A 14,970-nucleotide genomic window follows, 5' to 3' on the forward strand; every position below is an offset into this window, starting at 1 on the left:
TATTACACTTTAGTTGTAAAACAATTGTGGCTGAAATACAAGGAGGGTGTTATGTTACGAAAAAGGATCCATATTTTATTAACGGCGGCAATGATAGCCGGACTTATGGCGGGCTGCGGTTCTGCAGGACAGAGTCCTTCAGAGAGCGGAGCGGCACAAGGGAGCACAGGGACGGAAACGGCAGCGGAAAGTGGCGGAGATTCCCAAAACGGGACAAAAGCAGAAGACCGTTCCGGGCAGGAGCCATATACCGTACGAATTGTTGCAGATGGTTATGGTTCAGAGGAAGCCTGTGCGGAGATCGGGGAGGCCGTTTCGGAAATTACAAAAGCGAAGTTTAATACTGAGGTTGAAATTGTCCGTTATGACTTTTCTACCTATGTGGATAAGGTACAGACGGAACTGGCCTCCGGAGAAAAAATCGATTTGCTTGGAGGCGTATCCCAGCTCCCGATTCCCAGTGCGGCAAGCCAGGGGCAGGTACTCGCTTTAAATGACCTTCTGGAATCGGATGGTCAGGATATCCTTGCAGACATCAGCAGTGAGGATTTGGCGTCTACGTCTATCGACGGTCAGGTTTACGCTGTCCGTAATAATAAAGAGCTTGGTCTTGGCCTTGGCTTCGCATGCAATACACAAATGCTGGAATCCCTCGGCGTTGATTACAGCAATATTAAGACGGAGGCCGATATGGAGCCTATCCTCCGGGCGGTAAAAGAGAAATATCCGGATTGTTATCCGTTTGCATCAGACAGCGGCGCAATGGGTGACTATATGTATGCCATTGACTGGCTGGGAAGAGATTTCGGGGTGTTGACAGATTCGTTCAGCGATGACACCACAGTGGTGAATTTCTATACCTCTGACGAGTATTACGAACTGTGCAGCCGCAGATATGAATGGTCCCAAAATGGCCTGATAATGCCGGATGCCAGTATTAATACGGAACAGGTTACCAGCCTTATGGGTGCCGGAAAAGCATTTTGTGCAACGACGGAAACGAAACCGGGTATTGAATCCCAATGGGAGAGAAATACGGGAATTGATATTACCATCATCAATATCGTGCCTTATTATACCACCACCAGCAATCTGAACAATTACTGGTATATTCCTTACACGAGTGAGCAGCCGGAAAGGGCAATGCAGGTTTTGAACGAAATGTATTCCAATCCTGATGTGGCAAACCTTCTAATTTATGGTATAGAAGGCAAGTATTATGAATTTGTGGAGGAAGAAAAAGGGGTAATCGACTATCCGGAAGGAATAACCGCTGAAGATTTGGGTTGGACGGTTACCGCATGGCATTTCCCGAATGAGCTGATCGCGCATAAGTGGGTTACAGACGGTCCTGATATCTGGGAAGATACGATAGCATTCAATAAAGACTGCCATCCGTCTGTTGCGAAAGGGTTTGTCTGGGACAGTACGGATGTGACGAATGAAGTGGTGGCTTGTACAACAGTCCTTAACAAATACAAGAAAGGCCTGGAAACGGGAGATGTGGATCCTGACTCCGTATGGGAACAGATGAAACAGGAATTTGAGGAGGCCGGTATCCGGAAGATTCTGACAGAAAAACAAAAACAGCTGGATACCTGGCTGGCGGGGCGTTTATGAAAAATAAGAAAAAAAGGAGTCCTTTCAATTGGGCTTTATATTGTATGCTGATTCCGGGATTTCTCTATCTGCTGTTCAATAACTACATACCTATGGCTTTTACCATGATAGCTTTTAAGAAATACAATTTCCAAAAAGGTATTTGGGGAAGTGATTTTATTGGCCTGGAGAATTTCAAATCTCTTTTTTCCACAAGGGACTCCTGGATAATATTACGTAATACGGTGGGGTATAACCTTGTTTTTATTGCGATCGGCCTGGTTGCCGGGTTGGGGATTGCCATTCTTCTGGATGAGCTTCGATCAAAAAAAGGAAAGCGGCTTTATCAGATGTCATATCTGATTCCTTATATGATTTCTATCACGGTAGTCAGCTATATTGTATATGCACTGCTGAGTACGGATACCGGATTTATTAACAACAGTATTCTGGCTCCTCTCGGGAAAAAAAAGATATCCTGGTATGCACAGCCCGGTTACTGGCCTTTTATCCTGGTGGCGGTCAATCAGTGGAAATGGCTGGGATATAACTCGATTATTTATTATTCTTCGGTTATCGGTATTGACTCCAGCTATTACGAAGCGGCTACCATAGATGGTGCTTCCAGGTTTCAGCGCATCCGGTATATTACCATACCCATAATCCGTTCCACCATTATTACTATGACCTTGTTGCAGCTCGGCAGTATATTCCGTTCGGATTTCGGTTTATTCTATCAGGTGCCTATGGACAGCAGTGCGCTGATGAATGTGACCAATACAATTGACACCTATGTTTACCGGGGCATAAAAAGTGTGGGTACTCTGGGTATGTCATCGGCAGCAGGGCTGTACCAGTCTGTGGTCGGTTTTGTATTGATTTTAATTGCTAACGGCGTCGTGAGAAAAATTGACAGGGACAGCGCTATATTCTGAATCGCAGCTGTAGGCCGCGATTATTGAGGAAAGGATGACATGGTAAAAAGAGATAACGCATTTCAGATAATGGCTCACATCGTATTGTTTTTATTGGCACTGTTTTGTATTCTGCCGTTATTATTGCTTTTTTCTTCTTCTTTCAGCAATGAGACAGCTATTCTCCATGAAGGATACCAGCTTCTGCCGAAGGAATTTGATTTAACAGCATATCAGTATATTGTAAATGGAACCAGCGGAATCCTGCGCTCCTATGGAATATCCGCCATAATCACCATAGGCGGGACACGTGCAAATCTTCTCCTTACTATTCTTTATGCATACCCCATTTCAAGAGGAGATTTAAAGGGAAGGACCTTCTTTTCCTTCTTCCTGTTCTTTACGATACTCTTTAATGGCGGACTGATTCCTACTTATATGATGTGGACCAATACGTTTCATATTAAGAATTCTTATCTGGCTTATATTCTGCCGAATTTGCTGGTAAACGGATTTTATGTCATCATGGCCAGAAACTTTTTTGCTTCCAACATTCCCACAGCGCTGCTGGAATCCGCTAAAATGGACGGCGCAGGGGAATTCCGCATACTGCGGGATATCGTGCTGCCTATGTCCAGGCCAATCCTGGCTACCCTGGGGCTGTTCGTATCCCTGAACTACTGGAATGACTGGCAAAATGGCCTGTATTATATCAGTAATGACAAAAGGTATACCATTCAGGTCCTGCTGAACCGTATGCTTCTGGATACCCTGTATATGCAGCAGGGTTTGGCAAAAACAATCAACAGCAGCATTGGAGCATCCATGCCGACAGCAACTCTGAAAATGGCGATAGCTGTTCTTGGTGCCATTCCGGTATTGCTTATATTTCCTTTTATCTCCAAGTATCTTACCGGCGGTATTGTGGTGGGGGCTGTAAAAGGATAACGACATAAAAAACAATTCAGGGAGGATTGCATGATGTTATTTGAAAACTTTAAGCAAGGTCTGAATCTCGGCGGATTTTTATCCCAGTACGAACTCATTGCGGATTCCGGTTCCCGGGAGGCACTGCGCTGCCATTTTGAGACATTTATTACAGAAGAGGATATCCGGCAAATCGCAGCCTGGGGATTTGATCATGTCAGAATCCCCCTGGACGGTTATTTGTTTTTTGATAAGGAAAAGAAGTGTCTGAAGGAGAAACCTCTGGAATATCTGGATCGCTGCATAGGATGGTGCGAAAAACAGGGGATGAATGCGGTAATCGATCTGCACAACATAGAAGGGCATGTATATGGCCAAATGGACAGCCCTACCCCCTTAATGGCAGATGCTGTTCTTCGGGACAATTTCTGCAGCTTTTGGAGCAGAATGGCGGAACATTTTAAAGGTTATAACAAGACGAAGCTGATGTTCGAACTGTTCAATGAAATTGCAGATTCCACCGGATATCAGTGGAATAAACTTTATAAAAAAGCTATCCAAGAGATCCGTAAGGCCGATTCGGGCCGCTGGGTTTTGGTGGGATCGAATTATGTAAACAGCGTGGGTTACCTTGACCGCCTGGATTTAGTGGAAGATCCTTACGTATTTTATAACTTCCATTATTATGAACCAAATGCTTTCACGCATCAGAGAGCACATTTCTCAGAGGAATTCCGTACCTGGGATCGCCCCCTTGCTTATCCCGGGGATATGGCAGATTACCTTGCCTTTCTGGAAGAACATGAAGAATTCAGGAAAGAGCATCCCCTGATGACACGTGATACCACCTGCAATGATAAAAAACTGATGCAGGCTTTCCTGGCAGATGCAGATAAATTCATGAAATTTTCCGGCTGTGAATTATATTGCGGCGAATTCGGTGTGATAGATTCCGCGCCGGCGGAGGCGGCTGTGAAATGGATCCGGGATTTTATTACCATTTGTGACAACATGAAAATCGGGCATGCGATGTGGAATTATAAATGTCTGGATTTTGAACTTGTGGACAGGAATAATCAGGTGGTCAGACCGGAAATCCTGGAGGTGCTGAAGGAACTGAATCAGGGATAGTCCTCTTTGTTATGTATGATAGCAATTGATAGTTCATTAGAAGCGGCGGTATTCCCTGCCGCTTCTAATTGCCTTTGGCCTTCCGATAGGGAATAGAAGAGCTGGAATAAGGAAGTGTATACTTTTATATGATTTTTCAGGTAAGTTTTGCGTCTTTATACTTCAAGCTTTTTCCTGTAATACAGAACTAATTGTCCTTCCTGGTTTTCCGTAGTGACGAATTCGTCATATCCCCAATGCAAATATATCCCCAGATTTCTTGTTTCCCGTGCTTCCACGCCTATGGTAAGGAACGTATAGCCATGTTCCGCAGCATAGCTTTCCATCATATGCACAAGTGCGGAAATGTACCCTTTTCCTTCCTGTTCTTTACGGATACGCAGCGCATTTATATTGGCTGTTGTTTTATTATCGGCCAGCTCTGTCCTGCCGCTGACTGCACCGCATTCCGGTGAAAAAAGCAAAGTCCCCTCACCCACCGGAATTCCGTCGTAAACAATGACAAAGGTATAAGCATCGCCGCTCTGGTTATAGGAAATATAAGTAGTTTTCCACATACGCCAGCGGTCGTTGCCCAAATTATCGGCAATGTTCATATCCCATATCTGTTCCAGATCTTCTGGTGTTGCTTTTCTGTATTCGATGCTCATTATGCGTGACCTCCTTTTTGTCTGTATCCGGATAGAAAGTATATCATATAATAGGAAATTCTTCCATTTTGCCCGTATAAAAGTATGGATATTTAGGTACTCATATCTTATACTTGTTGTTATAGAAATGCAACTGAAAACTGGCGTTTAAATTGTATGAGGTGACAAAGATGGATTTCAGAAAAACATTCGACAGCATTCCGGAACAGTTTGACAAATGGCGGCCCCGTTATTGTGACGAACTTTTTAAAGACATCATTGAGTATGCGGCGATACAAGCTGGGAAATCGGTACTTGAAATTGGTCCGGGAACCGGGCAGGCTACGGAGCCTTTCTTAAAAACGGGCTGTGATTATCTGGCGATTGAGCTGGGTGAAAACTTTGCGGAATTTACGAAAAAGAAGTTTGGCTGCTATGAAAATTTTCATATCGTGAACGATGATTTTGAAACCTATGATTTTGGCGGACGGAAATTTGACCTGGTATTCTCCGCTGCCACGATCCAGTGGATACCGGAAGAAATAGGATTTCCAAAGATATTTCACCTGTTGAAGAACGGTGGGACATTAGCCATGTTTATGACCCGTACGGATGAGAGAACGCCGAATGGAACGTTATATGATGAAATACAGAAGGTGTATGACGAGCACTTCCATGTGGAGACCAGATATACGTGCAGTCTGGAATATGATAATGTTGTGAACTATGGTTTTACAGATTATCATTACCGGGACTGGAAGCAGACCAGAATTTATAATGCGGATGAGTATGTGGAATATCTTGCCGGTTCCATGGTGGAACATATCACTTTAAAAGAGCCTTATAAATCCAACTTTTATAACGGGGTACATGAGGCGGTAGTAAAGGCCGGAAATAAAATAATACTGAATGATACAATTGCATTATATCTGGCAAAAAAACCAGTGGTGGGAGTATAGTATGGCAGGCAGCCTGATTGGTATATGGATATGTCCCAAGCCGTCTCTTAGCCGTTTTCCTGCTTTGGCGAAGCAAAGTGTGAAGCGGAAAATAAAAGCGGGATGGCTGCCAGGAGAGCCATAGCTACATAGGAAGCGGAAAAGATATACATACATTGGTCAATCGTGTATGTTTCCGCGACCCTTCCAAGAACATTGTTTCCGAGAGAATCCCCCAGGCTTCCGCATACGGATATGAGTGCAAGCTCAAACCCTTTTTGTTCTTTTCTGATAAAACCGATCCGTTCTTTGGGGATACCGACGAAGGTACAGGAAACGGAAACACTGCATAGCAGAAATATGGTCATGAACACAGCGGGAGAGGGAGACTTTATGAGCAGCAGCCCGCCCAACGCAGTCACCAGCAGGAACAGGACGTTGAATTTTACCACATTCACCTTATCTACCGCGCGTCCGGCCAGCATATAGGTCGGAGCGCTGATGAGTTCATCCATGGACATGAGGATTCCCAGCTTGGCAGGTGAGAAAAGCAATACATTATAGCAGTACATAGGTATGATAAAGTTCCACATGGGACCTGCCACAAAGGACTGGATAAAAATCAGGAGACAGAAAATCAGGATCCTTTTATTGATGGATTTGAATATATGCAGAATGGGAAGCCGTTCCCTGCGGATACATTCTTTGTTCTTAAGCCCGGCGGCAGCCCAGATGGTTGCGGCTATCAGCAAAAAGCTGCATAGGTAAAGGGCGAAAGCCCCTTCCCTGAACTGGTATAAAAGTCCTGATATCATACCGCCGATGCTTGCCAGAAGGGAAGATATGCTCTGTACGGCTCCGTATATTTTTCCATATCCTCTGCCGTCTGCCATTTCCATTACATAGGAACCGTTTACGGCAAGGAAGATTCCCCGAAAAATCCCCAGAGCCGCCATCAATACCGTAAATGTTAATAGCTCATCCGCTTTTGCCAGAAGGATACAGACTGCACCCAGGCCGGCCAGAGAACAAAGGATGAATTTCTTTGTTCCAAGAAGGTCGGAAAGATATCCGATCATGAGTTTTATGACCATCAAACCTATAGCAACCGCAGACATGGCGCTTCCTATTTTGCTGTAGCTGAGTCCGTGATCTACCATTCTCAGAGGAATAACGGTCATAACCACATTATAGCCAAAGGAAATGAATCCCGATATAAAAGTAAAGCCGATAAACTCTCTGTTTATTCTGCGCCCCTTCATTTCCTGCCCCTCTTCATAAAAAACAAACATGTGTTCTGTATATAATAGCACGTATGTTCGAAATGCGCAAGCGCTGAAATTAAATTATCTTGTCTTGACAGTTCAGGGAAGCAGGCTTAGAATATACGGATAACCGGAACCGGTTTTGCCTTCCTGTGTTACAGGTTAAGGATCGCAAAAAGGAGAAAGGAGACGGTTCAGATGGAGATTGGCACCCGGGAATATACACCGGAGGATTATGGATTTGTCTATGATTTAAAAAAGGAGTCCTGTTTGTCATATGTCTCCCGGATATGGGGCTGGAATGAAGAAAAGCAGGTGGATTATTTTAACACTTTTATTGAACGGGCAAAAGATAGTATGAAAATAATAGTTGCCGACGGTGTTAAAATAGGAATGATAAACTGGAGTACCGGCGAAGGTACCTATGAAATAGAAAACATCTGTCTTTCACCGAAATACAGAAATAAAGGAATCGGGACGCAATTGCTCACTGTTATTATTGAATCCTGTACATATCCGACGATAGAGCTTCAGGTATTTAAGGATAATCCGGCAATCAGTCTGTTTCGGCGTTTGGGTTTTCAGGTGGCTGGAGAATCGGAAATCCATTATCAAATGCAATTATTAAAACGCCAGATCCCGCAGTAGTGCGGGATCCGCTGTTATTTCTTTTGTGCGACTATTTTATTAGAAGCATGATAATGCCGGGGAACGCCGGGGTGTTCATCTTCAAAGGTATAAGACTTAAATTGGAGGATGTTCCAGTCCGCGTATAGTTCTTTAATTTCCTCATCCTCTGCAAGTCCGACTGCAAAAGGTGCTATATCAGGTGATGCAGGCAACACATTTGTGAATAGCTGAATGATATGTATCCCATGTTCCTTGGTGTTTTCTTTAGCGTTAAGCAGGAAATTTTTCCAATCTTCTTTTTTTACGAAATGCAGCGTACCAAAGGACATGATAAGATCATAGCGTTTGGCAAATGTAAACTTTGTTAAGTCCTGGGTCCAGGCTGAAACCTGTAGGTTTTTAGCGGCAGCCTGGCGGTTCAGTCTGGCAATTGCGTTCTCTGACAAGTCAAAAGCCTCAACATTTGTATAACCAAGTCCGGACAGGTATAATGCGTTCTTGCCGTCTCCGCATCCCACATCTAAAACAGACCACGATTTGTTGAACAGATGTTGAAATTCATTTATTGTGGCATTGGGATGTATACCAAATGTGGATACACCGTCATCTTTGTAGGAGTCTTCCCAAAAAGGTATGTTCATTGTATGACCTCCGTTTGTAATGTAGTTCCTCCGTATCTGCTGAAAGAACAGCAGCATAATCTCTTTGTACGAAGGTTAACTTCGAGGAGGCGTATTTATCCTCTATGTATTGTGCTCGTGCTCATTTTGTTTAAGCCAGATATTGGCAGTTACATCGGGCTGGGACTCAAACCCCAGTTTTTTCGCAAGGATTTGCGAAACTTCCCGATAGGGCCAGGTACACCAATCCGGTATAATATCCCTTTTCAGCAATTCTGTAATCAATGCCGCCGCAGCGATTTTTCCATATCCCTTATTTTGTTCTGATTCCACGGTACTGATATCAATTTCCGCATGTTTTTTCCCGAGCATAAAGCCGGAACAGAAGCTTACGCATATTCCATTTTTATAAACTCTTGCTACGGGGTAAGGACATGCCGAATGGAAGTCCTGTTCATAAAGAATGCGGACGGTAACGTCTTCCGGTATCGTGATATTTTTTCCCTTATCCATAAAATGATTCGTGTTTAAGGTAAATATCTTTCTTACATCATATACCCCACTATGCCTGTTAAAGACAGAAGAAATTACATCCTGCCATTGTCCGGATGGGCAGAAGACAACCGCTTCCTCCTTATATTTTGTAAGGATATAATCTTCAAAAATAAGATGATTAAGAGTTTCGGGTGCATAGGGAGTGTCCGGATTCCCTGCAACATAATGAAAATCAAATGGGGTGAACAAGATGGCATAATCGGGGTTTTCATAATTATTCACGTATAATTCGCCGTCATATTGTCCTTCTAATGAAGAATATATGACTGGAAGATTATAGCGATAGGTATGAAATAAATCACTGTATCGTAAATAATCTTTCTTTTGAATCTTCTGCAATTGGATTCTCCTTATGAATGAAAAGGTAATTGTTAGTTTATCTGCTATATGTTTCCGGATTCTTTGCAGAAATCCTATGGTTTATATAGTCTGTCTGATATAATATTGTATTTATAAAATGCGGTCGGATTTAAAACTTATTAGTCTATCTTTCTCCTAAACCAAAGGATTCGCCTCCCCTCCCATTAACGGCACGTGGCTTTCCACGTATTCCTCCACCGTCATTTTCCGTATTTTAATAGTGACCGTGATCCCGCCGGAGTCATTCCTTTCTATATGAAGCCCGTAGTACGGGCCATAAAACAGCTTCAGGCGCTGGTTTAGGTTTTTTAACCCGAAATATTCCCTGCTGTGCCGGATAGGCTGTTCTATTTTATCATTCAAATCGGAGACTTCTTCCTCCGTCATTCCGTAGCCGTTATCTTTTACCCGGATTCTGATATTTTCCTCATCCAGGAAGGACCCTTCAAAATCAATTTCTTGCTGAATGCCAGCTACTTCAGAAAGGTGACAAATGTTTTATCACCTACAAAACTTCGGAAAATGGAAGCCAGGTTGGCGATCAATTCCGAGGTTTCGGTGTCTCCGTTGCTGTAGCATTTGTTGCGCAGCATTTCCAGGGTATTGTATAAAAAATGGGGATTGAAGGTGGCCTGCAGCTCCGCCATTTCGGCATCCTTTTGCTTTAATTCACATCACCTTCCACGTCCAGCCCTTCCAGTTTTCCCTGCTTATCCCTGAGCGCATAAATTATAATTTCACTATCGTCAAACGGGCCAAACGTATGGGCCAATTCTTTATCTTCAAAGTACCCTACGAGTTCGCCTTCATAATATAGACGGTCGCTGTCCCTGTCATAGGTTAAGCCATACGGCTGATAGATCTCGTATGCGGATTCGATGCTGTTTTTTACCTGTTCTTCTATATCCTTTGTGTAGCCGTCAACACTATTTGATATATTCTGTGTAATCTGCAGTTCGTATATGGAATCCTTCATCAAAGGGGTTCTGTCCGCAAAAGCCTGCTGGTCGAATGGCTCCACGCCGACGAGCTTACCCGATTCATTACGTACCGCATAAACATCGACGTTTCCATCCTTATGAGGCCATTCTTTATAGTTATCTTCGTTAACGATATCCTCAAAATAACGGACAAGTTCGTTGTTGTAATACAGCCTGTCATCTTTTTTATTATAGGTCAATCCATATTGCTGATACACCTCAAAAATAGCAGCAATTTCTTCTCTTTTCTGTCGGTTGGACGACGCATGCCCTGTAGAAAGCAGAAGACCGGCTGCTGCCAGGATCAATACCATTACTCCCATAATTACTGCTGTTGATTTTTTCATTCCGTCCCCCTGGATGATAGCTTTTTGTACCGGCTGATATGGCCTGTACGGTACCATAGATATTTATATTGACTTTACCTGTAATTACGATTATTGTCAAGATATTATCATATTCCCTAATTAAAAGAAGATAACTCAAACTTTGCAGACAGCCGGCGGAAGGCCGTTCGGTAACTTCGAAATTTGAGTAAAAAAATTCATGAGATGAAAACATATGGAAAGGAAGGATTATGGATCTTAAAACAGCTATTTTAAGCAGACGATCGGTGCGATCATTTCAGGAGGACATTCCAGTCCCGGACGATGTTATTCAGGAAATGCTGCAAATGGCGCAGGCCGCTCCCTCGGGGGGAAACGGACAGAATCATATATTTGGAATTGTAAGGGATAAAAGAGTGAAAACAGAGTTGGCGGAAGCGGCAGGCGGACAAATGTGGATAGCATCCGCCCCTGTTGTCATTGCCTGCTGTGCAAGGCTTCCTGTGAATTTCAGGGAGCTTGCGCCGGATGATTTCGGATTGGCTGTAGATCGTTTGCGATGGGGAGATTCTTTGCTGGATTATATCACGGATTACCCGGAATGGAAGGAAGCCGCTATGTTATTTGCAAACGCTGCCCCGCTGATACCTGCGGAGCATATGTTCCTCACAGCTGTTTCCCATGGTTTGTCAGCCTGCTTCGTAGGCTGGCTGGACATCAAGAAGGCGGGAAGTATTCTAGCGCTGCCTTCCGACATCGCCTGCCTGTTTTTACTGCCGGTCGGCTATCCGAAGGAAGAACCGGGCCTGAAAGAAACAAAGTCAATCGAAGAGATCTCCTTTTATGATATTTATGGAGGAGATAGCAACCGTTAAGACAATTCTGTGCATTTACTGCACAGACCGTAAGAATGCGAAGGGGAAACAGGCATACGGATACGAAGTATTTGGAAAAAACAGTATAAAACATTTCCTCCCTTTTCCCTGCATATCCTCCGTTGCTATAATGAACACAAGGTTAACCGAAACGAAAAAGGAGAAGAACAGAATGGAAAAAAAGAATGAATCAGTAACGGAATGGGTATTGAAGGCGGTAAAAGAAAAATACCGGGATGATATCGCTTTGGTGGTTTCCCACAGTACACTGCTTTTGGATCCGGATGAGGAGAGGCCGTCTATGAGTTATTTTATCCCCATAACGGACAGAGGCCGCCGGTTTGCCCGCACTTTTATTTATGATGGTGTGGGAATGGATATCTGGGGGATTGAATGGGAACGGATGGAACAATTTGCCGAGTTAAATGAATATAATATCACCTGCCTGGCGGATGCCGGGATCCTGTATGCCAGGACACCGGAGGACAGGGAACGGTTCGAAGCGTTACGGAGACGTCAGGCGGAGAATCTATCCAATCCGGTTATTATGCGTGCCAATGCCCTGCAGGCACTGGAACAGGCGAAGCAGATTTATCTGAATATGCTGTTTGCCGGCGGCAGCGATGTGAAGCTGGGAGCCGGTTATGTGCTGGACTATACCGCCAGGGCTGTAGCTTTTTCCAATTGCCGTTATTTTAAGAAGGCACAGGCAGAACAGCTGGAGGAGCTTTCCCAAATGGAACGGGTACCGGAGCAGTTTGCCCGGAGATATCTTGAAGTGATACAGGAAAAAGACGAAGCAAACCAGAAAAAGCAATGTTATGAATTGATTTGCCTTGTACAGACTTTTTTAGAAAGGCCGTCCACATGCATTCCGAAGGAAAAGAATTTTCAGGATCTGGCGGACTGGTACTGCGAACTTTCTTATACCTGGCTCAGAATCCGCTGTTACTGTAAAGCGGGGGACAGCACTAAAGCCTATATGTGGGGGATTATGCTTCAGGAGGAACTGAACCGCGTCTGTGAAGATTTCGGGCTCCCTAAAATGGAGCTTATGCGGGACTTTGACGCTTCCCGGCTGCAGCTATTTTCGGAGAACGCAAATCGTCTGGAGCAGGAGATGAGAAGAATCATTACCGAAGGCGGCGGCAGGATACGGGAATATCACAGCTATGAGGAATTTATAAATGAAATATAAAAATGCGCAGGATATTCTGCCGGATAAATTATTGCAGGAGCTGCAGCAGTACATTTCAGGCGGTGTTCTCTATGTCCCCAGTGCGGATACCAAAAAGCCCTGGGGAGAGGTTTCCGGTGCACGAACCTATTATAAACAGCGGAATGAAGAAATCCGTGCAAAATACAGAGAAGGGTGTTCGGCGGAAGAATTAGCGGTAAAATATGGGCTGTCTGTTGAGGCTATCCATAAAATAGTATAAAATTTGGCTTCCTGTTAAAACGGACGATTGTGAAACCCTTCCAACTGTTGTAAGATAGCATACAGAAATTGTAAATAGGGGGAGCCAATACTTATGATTTATTTATCACAATTTTCCTTTCCCCATGTGGAGGCAGAATATGATTTCCTGATGTCTCAGCAGAGAACCTGTTATGATACCTATTATCCTTTTCAAACCATTTCAAAACACCGGCTGGTTATGCTGGATTTTGAGCCGGTGACCATTCTATATGGAGGAAATGGATCAGGAAAAACAACCGTGCTGAATGTGATTGCGGAAAAGCTGAAGCTGGACAGAGATACCCGGTACAACCGGACGAATTTTTTTGAGGATTACACACGGATGTGTTCCTATGAGCTGGAACAAACAGTTACTGCTGAAAGCCGGATTATTACCAGTGATGATGTCTTTGATTTCATTCTGAACCTGCGTAACATCAATGACGGAATTGATAAGAAAAGGGAAGATCTTTTTGAAGATTATCTGGAGACGAAATATTCTGATTTTCGGATGAATTCCCTGGCAGATTACGAACAGCTGAAAAAAGTCAACATGGCCCGGAGCAAGACGCAGTCCCGCTATGTACGGAAACATTTGATGGGCAATGTGAGGGAGCATTCCAATGGGGAAAGTGCATTCCTCTATTTTTTAGAAAAAATAAAAGAAAATGGCCTTTATCTGCTGGATGAACCGGAAAACAGCCTGTCTCCTGAACGGCAGCAGGAACTGGTGCAGTTTCTCGGGGATTCGGCGCGGTTTTTCGGATGCCAGTTTCTGATTGCGACCCATTCCCCATTTCTGTTATCCATAAAAAATGCAAAAATATATGACCTGGATGAGGAACCGGTGGATGTAAAACGCTGGACCCAGTTGGGGAATGTCCGGGCATATTATGAATTCTTCAAAAAGCATGAGAACGAATTTAAGTAAGGCGGTTAACAGAGAAGGAAACGTAAAGAGATATCTGAGAGGATGTGCCTTTTCCCGGGAAAAGGCAGGAGAGGCAGGGAATATTATAGATGAAGGTTTTGCTGTTGTGCCCAAAAGCTTTTGAAACAATGGAATTCAGTGTATTTATTGATGTTTTCGGATGGGCAAGGGATGATTACCAGTGTGATATCCGTGTGGAAACCTGTGGATTCCGGAAGGTAGTTACCAGTACATTCGGGGTGCCTGTTACCATGGATATTCTGATTGATGAGGTATGCGCCAAAGATTATGATGCGTTGGCAATACCCGGCGGATTTGAGGAGTACGGATTCTATGAAGAGGCTTATCATGAAAAGACCAGCGCCTTGATTCAAAGCTTCCATTCCATGAGAAAGCCTATTGCTACGGTGTGTGTTGCGGCCTTTGCATTGGCAAAAAGCGGGGTATTGAAGGGCAGGAGGGCGACCACGTACCATCTGAAGGGCGGGTACAAGCAGAAAGAACTGGAACAATTCGGGGTGGATGTAGTAAATGAACCTGTGGTAAAAGACGGCAATCTTATTACTTCCTATTGTCCCCAGACAGCGCCTTTTGTTGCATTTGCATTATTGGAAATGCTCACTTCGGCGGAGAAAATGAATCTTGTGAAGGGAGCGATGGGATACTAGTAATATTCATCCATACATACGATCGCAAGACAGAGAGCGGATAACAAAATAGCCGTCTCCAAAGGGCAGGAAAGGAGGAAGATGACCAAGCATAATGCGTCGCCTTCCTCTTTTGTGTGCGCCTGGCGGCGCACGTCGCTAATGGATGAAAGTTCCTAATCCG

The 14,970-nt window shown here is 44.0% G+C and carries 18 protein-coding genes; 11 read left to right on the forward strand and 7 right to left on the reverse strand.

Annotation, left to right across the window (positions count from 1 at the left end; genetic code table 11):
- Positions 1-51: 51 nt before the first annotated feature.
- Genes DXA36_RS24720 through DXA36_RS24735 form a run of 4 tightly spaced genes read left to right on the forward strand, consistent with a single transcriptional unit; the run spans position 52 to position 4,571 of the window.
- Positions 52-1,620 carry an ABC transporter substrate-binding protein gene (locus DXA36_RS24720; RefSeq protein WP_118682098.1) on the forward strand — a complete coding sequence of 523 codons (1,569 nt, stop codon included), beginning with the start codon at positions 52-54 and terminating at the stop codon, positions 1,618-1,620.
- Entirely contained in the window at positions 1,617-2,534 is a 918-nt protein-coding gene (locus DXA36_RS24725) for an ABC transporter permease (RefSeq protein WP_118682099.1), read from the forward strand. Before DXA36_RS24720 ends, DXA36_RS24725 begins: the two co-directional genes overlap by 4 nt.
- 39 nt (positions 2,535-2,573) lie before the next feature.
- Positions 2,574-3,461, forward strand: coding sequence for a carbohydrate ABC transporter permease (locus DXA36_RS24730; RefSeq protein WP_118682100.1), 888 nt, complete (start codon positions 2,574-2,576; stop codon positions 3,459-3,461).
- Positions 3,462-3,491: 30 nt separating this feature from the next.
- Positions 3,492-4,571 carry a glycoside hydrolase family 5 protein gene (locus DXA36_RS24735; protein ID WP_118682101.1) on the forward strand — a complete coding sequence of 360 codons (1,080 nt, stop codon included), beginning with the start codon at positions 3,492-3,494 and terminating at the stop codon, positions 4,569-4,571.
- 155 nt (positions 4,572-4,726) lie between these two features.
- Here DXA36_RS24735 and DXA36_RS24740 read toward each other — a convergent pair whose 3' ends face one another.
- Positions 4,727-5,221, reverse strand: coding sequence for a GNAT family N-acetyltransferase (locus DXA36_RS24740; RefSeq protein ID WP_118682102.1), 495 nt, complete (start codon positions 5,219-5,221; stop codon positions 4,727-4,729).
- 170 nt (positions 5,222-5,391) lie between these two features.
- Here DXA36_RS24740 and DXA36_RS24745 point away from each other — a divergent pair, with 170 nt between their 5' ends.
- On the forward strand, positions 5,392-6,159 hold the full coding sequence (locus tag DXA36_RS24745; protein ID WP_118682103.1) for a class I SAM-dependent methyltransferase: 768 nt from the start codon (positions 5,392-5,394) through the stop codon (positions 6,157-6,159).
- A gap of 47 nt (positions 6,160-6,206) precedes the next feature.
- On the opposite strand, the gene DXA36_RS24750 is transcribed toward DXA36_RS24745, so the two are convergent.
- A complete protein-coding gene (locus tag DXA36_RS24750; protein WP_182479253.1) occupies positions 6,207-7,400 on the reverse strand; it encodes an MFS transporter in 1,194 nt (397 codons plus the stop codon).
- A 201-nt stretch (positions 7,401-7,601) separates the two neighbouring features.
- Here DXA36_RS24750 and DXA36_RS24755 point away from each other — a divergent pair, with 201 nt between their 5' ends.
- Entirely contained in the window at positions 7,602-8,051 is a 450-nt protein-coding gene (locus tag DXA36_RS24755; RefSeq protein ID WP_118682105.1) for a GNAT family N-acetyltransferase, read from the forward strand.
- Between the two features lie 14 nt (positions 8,052-8,065).
- Here DXA36_RS24755 and DXA36_RS24760 read toward each other — a convergent pair whose 3' ends face one another.
- The 5 genes from DXA36_RS24760 to DXA36_RS24780 form a co-directional block, all read right to left on the reverse strand.
- Positions 8,066-8,674 carry a methyltransferase domain-containing protein gene (locus tag DXA36_RS24760; protein WP_182479254.1) on the reverse strand — a complete coding sequence of 203 codons (609 nt, stop codon included), beginning with the start codon at positions 8,672-8,674 and terminating at the stop codon, positions 8,066-8,068.
- Positions 8,675-8,776: 102 nt separating this feature from the next.
- Complete coding sequence (locus tag DXA36_RS24765; RefSeq protein ID WP_118682107.1) at positions 8,777-9,547, reverse strand: GNAT family N-acetyltransferase; 771 nt, start codon at positions 9,545-9,547, stop codon at positions 8,777-8,779.
- Positions 9,548-9,703: 156 nt separating this feature from the next.
- A complete protein-coding gene (locus DXA36_RS24770) occupies positions 9,704-10,063 on the reverse strand; it encodes a sensor histidine kinase (protein ID WP_118682108.1) in 360 nt (119 codons plus the stop codon).
- Positions 10,042-10,215, reverse strand: coding sequence for a sensor histidine kinase (locus DXA36_RS24775; RefSeq protein WP_118682109.1), 174 nt, complete (start codon positions 10,213-10,215; stop codon positions 10,042-10,044). The genes DXA36_RS24770 and DXA36_RS24775 overlap by 22 nt, the downstream gene beginning before the upstream one ends.
- Positions 10,216-10,232: 17 nt before the next feature.
- Positions 10,233-10,895, reverse strand: coding sequence for a hypothetical protein (locus DXA36_RS24780; RefSeq protein WP_147366649.1), 663 nt, complete (start codon positions 10,893-10,895; stop codon positions 10,233-10,235).
- Between the two features lie 230 nt (positions 10,896-11,125).
- On the opposite strand from DXA36_RS24780, the gene DXA36_RS24785 reads away from it, so the two are divergent.
- The 5 genes from DXA36_RS24785 to DXA36_RS24805 all read left to right on the forward strand — a co-directional run bounded on the left by DXA36_RS24785 (position 11,126) and on the right by DXA36_RS24805 (position 14,807).
- Positions 11,126-11,749, forward strand: coding sequence for a nitroreductase family protein (locus tag DXA36_RS24785; protein WP_118682111.1), 624 nt, complete (start codon positions 11,126-11,128; stop codon positions 11,747-11,749).
- Between the two features lie 172 nt (positions 11,750-11,921).
- Complete coding sequence (locus DXA36_RS24790) at positions 11,922-12,947, forward strand: hypothetical protein (RefSeq protein ID WP_147366650.1); 1,026 nt, start codon at positions 11,922-11,924, stop codon at positions 12,945-12,947.
- Positions 12,937-13,188 carry a CD3324 family protein gene (locus DXA36_RS24795; protein WP_118682113.1) on the forward strand — a complete coding sequence of 84 codons (252 nt, stop codon included), beginning with the start codon at positions 12,937-12,939 and terminating at the stop codon, positions 13,186-13,188. Before DXA36_RS24790 ends, DXA36_RS24795 begins: the two co-directional genes overlap by 11 nt.
- A 93-nt stretch (positions 13,189-13,281) precedes the next feature.
- Positions 13,282-14,139 carry an AAA family ATPase gene (locus DXA36_RS24800; RefSeq protein ID WP_118682114.1) on the forward strand — a complete coding sequence of 286 codons (858 nt, stop codon included), beginning with the start codon at positions 13,282-13,284 and terminating at the stop codon, positions 14,137-14,139.
- Positions 14,140-14,228: 89 nt separating this feature from the next.
- The gene (locus DXA36_RS24805) at positions 14,229-14,807 is read left to right on the forward strand and encodes a DJ-1/PfpI family protein (RefSeq protein WP_118682115.1); all 579 of its coding nucleotides are present in this window, start codon (positions 14,229-14,231) and stop codon (positions 14,805-14,807) included.
- Positions 14,808-14,970: the final 163 nt, after the last annotated feature.

It is taken from the genome of Eisenbergiella sp. OF01-20 (assembly GCF_003478085.1).
In the GTDB taxonomy this organism is placed as follows: Bacteria; Bacillota; Clostridia; order Lachnospirales; family Lachnospiraceae; genus Eisenbergiella.